Here is a 6,149-nt window from a genome sequence, read left to right as displayed (position 1 = left end):
GGCCGCGGCCCGGGCCGTGGCGCCGTGCCCGGCCGCGGCGCGGCCCCAGGCCCGGCCAAGCGCGCCCCCGGCCCCGGCAGGTCCGAGCCGAAGCGCCGCTCCGGCAAGATGACCGTGGTGCAGGCGCTGAGCGACGATGGCGAGACCCGCGGTCGCAGCCTGGCGGCGATGCGCCGGGCCCGCGAGCGCGAGCGGCTGGCGATGCTGAGCCAGAACCAAGAGAAGATCTCGCGCGAGGTGGTGATCCCCGAGGTCATCACGGTGCAGGAGCTGGCCAACCGCATGGCCGAGCGCGGCGGCGACGTGGTCAAGACCTTGATGCGCCTGGGCGTGATGGCGACGATCACCCAGTCGATCGATGCCGACACCGCCGAGCTGGTGGTCGCCGAATTCGGTCACAAGGTGAAGCGCGTCGCCGAATCCGACGTCGAGATCGGCCTGCGCGGCGAGGAAGACATGCCGGAGGATCTGAAGCCGCGGCCGCCGGTCGTGACCATCATGGGCCACGTCGACCACGGCAAGACCTCGCTGCTCGACGCGCTGCGGCACACCAATGTCGTGTCCGGCGAGGCCGGCGGCATCACTCAACACATCGGCGCCTATCAGGTGCAGGTGGAGTCGGGCGACCGGGTGACCTTCATCGATACGCCGGGCCACGCCGCCTTCACCGAGATGCGGGCCCGCGGCGCCAACACCACCGACATCGTCGTGCTGGTGGTGGCCGCCAATGACGGGGTCATGCCTCAGACGATCGAGGCGATCCGCCATGCCCGCGCGGCCGAGGTGCCGATCATCGTCGCCATCAACAAGATCGACCTGCCGGACGCCAAGCCCGACCGCGTGCGCACCGAGCTGCTGCAGCACGAGATCGTGGTCGAGGAGATGGGCGGCGAGACGCTGGACGTCCCGGTCTCGGCCAAGACCGGCGAGGGCCTGGACAAGCTGGTCGAGACCATCTTGTTGCAGGCCGAGGTGCTGGACCTCAAGTCCAATCCCGACCGCCCGGCGGAGGGCACGGTGATCGAGGCCAAGCTGGAGCGCGGCCGCGGCTCGGTTGCGACCGTGCTGGTCCAGCGAGGCACGCTGAAGGTCGGCGATATCTTCGTCACCGGCGGCGAGTGGGGCCGCGTGCGTGCCCTGCTCGACGACCGCGGCCAGAATCTCAAATCGGCGGGTCCGGCCCAGCCGGTCGAGGTGCTCGGCCTCAACGGCACGCCGCTCGCCGGCGACGACTTCATCGTCATCGACAGTGAGGCGCGCGCCCGCGAGATCACCGAGTTCCGCAATCGCAAGCGGCGCGAGGCGGCGCATGTCGCCACCGCGCGCGGCTCGCTGGAGCAGATGTTCGAGAAGATCCGCGAGGGCGAGGCCAAGGAGCTGCCGGTCATCATCAAGGGCGACGTGCAGGGCTCGGTCGAAGCCATCGCCGGGTCGCTGGAGAAGGCTTCGGGCGACAATGTCGAGGTGAAGGTCCGGGTGCTGCACTCCGCGGTTGGCGCCATCACCGAGAGCGACGTCACCCTCGCTGCCTCGACCGGCGCCATGCTGATCGGCTTCAACGTCCGCGCCAACCCGCAGGCGCGGGAGATGGCCAAGCGCGACGGTGTGGAGATCCGCTACTACTCGATCATCTACAACGTGATCGACGACGTGAAGGCGGCCCTGACCGGCCTCCTGGCGCCGAAGATGCGCGAGAACTACATCGGCAACGCCGAGATCCGCGAGGTGTTCAACATCACCAAGGTCGGCAAGGTCGCCGGCTGCATGGTCACCAACGGCATCGTCAAGCGCGGCGCCGGTGTCCGCCTGCTGCGCGACAACGTCGTGATCCACGAGGGCACGCTGAAGACCCTGAAGCGCTTCAAGGACGAGGTCCGCGAGGTGCGCGAGGGGTACGAATGCGGCATGGCCTTCGAGAACTATGACGACATCCGCGCCGGCGACGTCATCGAGTGCTTCGAGCTGGTCGAGGAGGCGCGCGCGCTCTAACGCCCGCCCCTCCTGCCCCAGCACTGCCGGCCGGCCCCCGGCCCGGCAGCGGATGAGTTCTCCCCGGTCCGGCCGGGCGGCATCCCCGCCCGCCGGACCGGCGCCGTTTCGAGTACAGATCATGCGACACACCCCAGCCAACGGCCCGAGCCAACGCCAGCTGCGCGTCGGCGAGGAGCTGCGCCACGCCCTGGCCGCGATCCTGATGCGCGGTGAGCTGCACGACCCCGACCTTGCCGGCGTGTCGATCACCGTCTCCGAGGTCCGGCCGAGCCCGGACATGAAGCACGCCACCGTCTTCGTCACCACGCTGACCGGCGCCGGGATGGAGAAGGTGCTGCCGGCGCTGCGCCGGGCCGCCCCCTTCCTGCGCGGCCAGGTCGCCCGCGCCGTACGGCTGCGCTACACGCCGCAGCTCAGCTTCCAGGCCGATACCAGCTTCGACTACGCGCAGAAGATCAACACCCTGATGCACCAGGACGTGGTCGCGCGCGATCTGTCGGACGACAAGGATACGGACGACGACGATGGCGCGTAGGAAGCGCGGCCGCCCGGTGCATGGCTGGGTGGTGGTCGACAAGCCTGTCGGCGTCACCTCGACCCAGGTGGTCGGCCGTGTCCGCCGGCTGTTCGACGCCGAGAAGGCCGGCCATGCCGGTACGCTGGACCCGCTGGCCAGCGGCATCCTGCCGGTGGCGTTGGGCGAGGCGACCAAGACGGTGCCCTACGCCATGGACGGCGAGAAGACCTACCGCTTCACCGTGCGCTGGGGCGAGGCGCGCGACACCGACGACGCCGAGGGCCGTGTCACCGCGACCAGCGAGGCGCGGCCCGACCCCGCCGCCATCGCCGCGGTGGTGCCGCGCTTCATCGGCGAGATCGAGCAGGTGCCGCCGGCTTTTTCCGCGATCAAGGTGGAGGGCGAGCGCGCCTACGACCTGGCGCGCGCCGGCGAGGCGGTGACGCTGGCGCCGCGGCTGATCCGGATCGACGACCTGCGCCTGGTCGAGATCTCGGACCGCGACCACGCCGTGTTCGACGTGCAGTCCGGCAAGGGCGCCTATATGCGCGGCCTGGCCCGCGATATCGCCCTCGCCCTCGGCACGGTGGGGCACATCGTCGCATTGCGCCGCACCGCGGTCGGCCCCTTCGGCCTTGACGACGCGGTTCCCTTGGAGCATATCGACGCGCTAGCCAAGCAGCCGGGGGCCGAGCAATCGGCCCTCGACGGCATTCTGCTTCCGGTCGAGACCCCGCTGGACGACATCCCGGCGGTGGCCTTGACGGAAGCCGAAGCGCATCGGATGCGGAACGGCCAGTCGGTCGCGCTGCTACGACGCTCGGATCGGGAGCGGATTGCCGCCCTCGATCTCGATCCGGACAACCCGGACGCCATCGTTCTGGCCACCTGCGGGGATGCCCCCGTGGCCCTGGCCCGTGTCGACGGCGGCGAGATCCGGCCGGTGCGCATCCTCAACCTCTGATCCAGGAGACCACGATGTCGATTACGCCGGAGCGCAAGCAGGAAGTCATTGGCACCTATGCCCCCAAGGCCGGGGACACCGGTTCGCCGGAGGTGCAGATCGCGATCCTGTCCGAGCGCATCGCCAACCTGACCGAACACCTGAAGACGCATGCGAAGGACTTCCACAGCCGTCGCGGTCTTCTGATCATGGTCGGCCGCCGCCGCCGCCTCCTCGACTATCTCAAGCGCAAGAACGCCGCGCGCTACGAGGATATCGTCAAGCGCCTCGGCCTGCGCCGCTGATCCGGCCCATGCCCGTCCAGCCTCTTCGCCCGGGCCCAGCCCCGGGCCCGTGGACCAGCGGGATCCGACCGATCGGACGCCCCGCCGCGGTCAGCGGCTGCGGCGGGCCCGCGCCAGACAGCGGCTTCGTTTCGTGACATCGGCGCCGCCGGCACCCCGCCGGCGGCGCTTGTCGCATTTCGCCCCCGGGCCCGGCGTGGAGCGGCCCGACCCTGATGCCCCCGCGGCACGGGGTGTCCGATGGAAGGAAAAGCGATGTTCAACATCTATCGCAAAGAGATCAACTGGGGCGGCCGCAAGCTGGTCCTGGAGACGGGCAAGATCGCCCGCCAGGCCGACGGCGCCGTCCTCGTCACCTATGGTGAGACGGTGGTGCTGTGCACCGCGGTCGGCTCCAAGGCGAAGTCGAATTTCGACTTCTTCCCGCTGACCGTGAACTACCAGGAGAAGGCGTTCGCCGCCGGCAAGATCCCGGGCGGCTTCTTCAAGCGCGAAGGCCGCCCGTCGGAGAACGAGACGCTGGTCAGCCGCCTGATCGACCGCCCGATCCGCCCGCTGTTCCACCCCAGCTACCGCAACGAGACCCAGGTCATCGCCACGGTGCTGAGCCACGACCTGGAGAACGATCCCGACATCCCGTCGATGATCGGCGCTTCCGCCGCGCTGACGATCTCCGGGATCCCGTTCCTGGGCCCGATCGGCGCCGCCCGCGTCGGTCACATCGACGGCCAGTACGTGCTGAACCCGACCTTGGCGCAGACCAAGGAGAGCAAGCTCGACCTGGTCGTCGCCGGCACCGACGAAGGCGTGCTGATGGTCGAGTCCGAGGCGCAGGAGCTGACCGAGGAGGTCATGCTGGGCGCCGTCGCCTTCGGCCACGCCGCCAGCCGCCAGGTGATCCAGGCGATCATCGAGCTGGCCGAGATGTGCGCCAAGGAGCCCTGGGACCTCGCCGAGGAGCCGGCCGAGATCGCCGCCGTCCGCGCCAAGTTCCAGGAGCATGTCGCCGGCGAGCTGCGTGAGGCCTACAAGATCGTCCGCAAGCAGGACCGCTACGCCGCGGTTGATGCGGTGCGGCAGAAGGCCCTGGCCCTGCTGGAGGGCAATGACGCCGAGCTCGCGGTCGGCGCCAAGGTATTCAAGGATTTCGAGAGCGACATCGTCCGCGGCAACATCCTGGACACCGGCCTGCGCATCGACGGCCGCGACACCAGGACGGTCCGCCCGATCGTCGCCGAGGTCGGCGTGCTGAAGCGGGCCCACGGTTCGGCCCTGTTCACCCGCGGCGAGACCCAGGCGCTGGTGGTCACCACCCTCGGCACCGGCCAGGACGAGCAGATCATCGACGCGCTCGAGGGCGAGTACCGCGAGAACTTCATGCTGCACTACAACTTCCCGCCCTATTCGGTCGGTGAAGCGGGGCGCATGGGCAGCCCGGGCCGGCGCGAGATCGGCCACGGCAAGCTGGCGTGGCGGGCGATCCACCCGATCCTGCCGACGAAGGAGCAGTTCCCCTACACCATCCGCGTGGTGTCGGAGATCACCGAGTCGAACGGCTCCTCCTCGATGGCCACGGTCTGCGGCTCGTCGCTGGCGCTGATGGATGCCGGCGTGCCGCTGTCCAGCCCGGTCGCCGGCATCGCCATGGGCCTGATCAAGGAGGGCGACCGCTTCGCCGTCCTGACCGACATCCTGGGCGACGAGGACCATCTCGGCGACATGGACTTCAAGGTCGCCGGCACCACGAACGGCGTCACCAGCCTGCAGATGGACATCAAGATCACCTCGATCACCGAGGAGATCATGAAGATCGCGCTGGAGCAGGCGCGCGAGGGCCGCGTCCACATCCTGGGCGAGATGGCCAAGGCGCTGTCGGCCGCCCGCGGCGAGGTCAACCGCAACGCCCCGCGCATCACCACCTTCTCGATCCCGAAGGACAAGATCCGGGAGGTGATCGGCACCGGCGGCAAGGTGATCCGCGAGATCACCGAGACCACCGGCGCCAAGGTCGACATCGAGGATGACGGCACCATCAAGGTGGCGGCGGTCGACGAGGCCGCGGCCACCGCGGCGATCGAGTGGATCAAGGGCATCGTCGCCGAGCCCGAGGTCGGCAAGATCTATAACGGCAAGGTGGTGAAGACGGTCGATTTCGGCGCCTTCGTCAACTTCCTCGGCAGCCGCGACGGCCTGGTCCACATCTCGGAGATGCGGCCCGGCCGCGTCGCCAAGGTGGCGGACGTGGTCAAGGTCGGCGACGACGTCAAGGTCAAGGTCCTGGGCTTCGACGACCGCGGCAAGATCAAGCTGTCGATGAAGTTCATCGACCAGCAGACCGGCCAGGAGCTGCCGCGCGAAGAGGCCAAGCCGCAGCCGGAGACGGCGGGCTGAG

At 69.3% G+C, this 6,149-nt stretch carries 5 protein-coding genes; all 5 read left to right on the top strand.

The window, feature by feature from the left end:
• Window positions 1-1,989: translation initiation factor IF-2 (infB, locus tag KXR53_RS06970; protein WP_437374373.1), on the top strand; the 1,989-nt coding region annotated here is incomplete at its 5' end.
• A 121-nt stretch (window positions 1,990-2,110) separates the two neighbouring features.
• Window positions 2,111-2,527, top strand: coding sequence for a 30S ribosome-binding factor RbfA (gene rbfA, locus KXR53_RS06965; RefSeq protein WP_437374372.1), 417 nt, complete (start codon window positions 2,111-2,113; stop codon window positions 2,525-2,527).
• Window positions 2,517-3,473, top strand: a complete 957-nt coding sequence (gene truB / locus KXR53_RS06960; protein WP_437374371.1) for a tRNA pseudouridine(55) synthase TruB — start codon at window positions 2,517-2,519, stop codon at window positions 3,471-3,473. Before rbfA ends, truB begins: the two co-directional genes overlap by 11 nt.
• Window positions 3,474-3,487: 14 nt before the next feature.
• Window positions 3,488-3,757: a 30S ribosomal protein S15 gene (gene rpsO / locus KXR53_RS06955; protein ID WP_026873291.1), complete on the top strand. Its 270-nt coding sequence runs from the start codon at window positions 3,488-3,490 to the stop codon at window positions 3,755-3,757.
• Between the two features lie 240 nt (window positions 3,758-3,997).
• A complete protein-coding gene (pnp, locus tag KXR53_RS06950) occupies window positions 3,998-6,148 on the top strand; it encodes a polyribonucleotide nucleotidyltransferase (RefSeq protein WP_437374370.1) in 2,151 nt (716 codons plus the stop codon).
• Window position 6,149 lies beyond the last annotated feature (1 nt).

The sequence above is a fragment of the Inquilinus limosus genome (genome assembly GCF_051487185.1).
Lineage (GTDB): Bacteria > Pseudomonadota > Alphaproteobacteria > DSM-16000 > Inquilinaceae > Inquilinus > Inquilinus limosus_F.
The sequence above is the reverse complement of the archived record's forward strand: the minus strand, read 5'-3'. Positions and strand labels throughout refer to the sequence as shown.

Bases quoted from the DNA above. Each gene is read 5' to 3' on its own strand.
- rbfA (WP_437374372.1), top strand. From the start codon at position 2,111: ATGCGACACACCCCAGCCAACGGCCCGAGCCAACGCCAGCTGCGCGTC.
- truB (WP_437374371.1), top strand. From the start codon at position 2,517: ATGGCGCGTAGGAAGCGCGGCCGCCCGGTGCATGGCTGGGTGGTGGTC.
- rpsO (WP_026873291.1), top strand. From the start codon at position 3,488: ATGTCGATTACGCCGGAGCGCAAGCAGGAAGTCATTGGCACCTATGCC.
- pnp (WP_437374370.1), top strand. From the start codon at position 3,998: ATGGAAGGAAAAGCGATGTTCAACATCTATCGCAAAGAGATCAACTGG.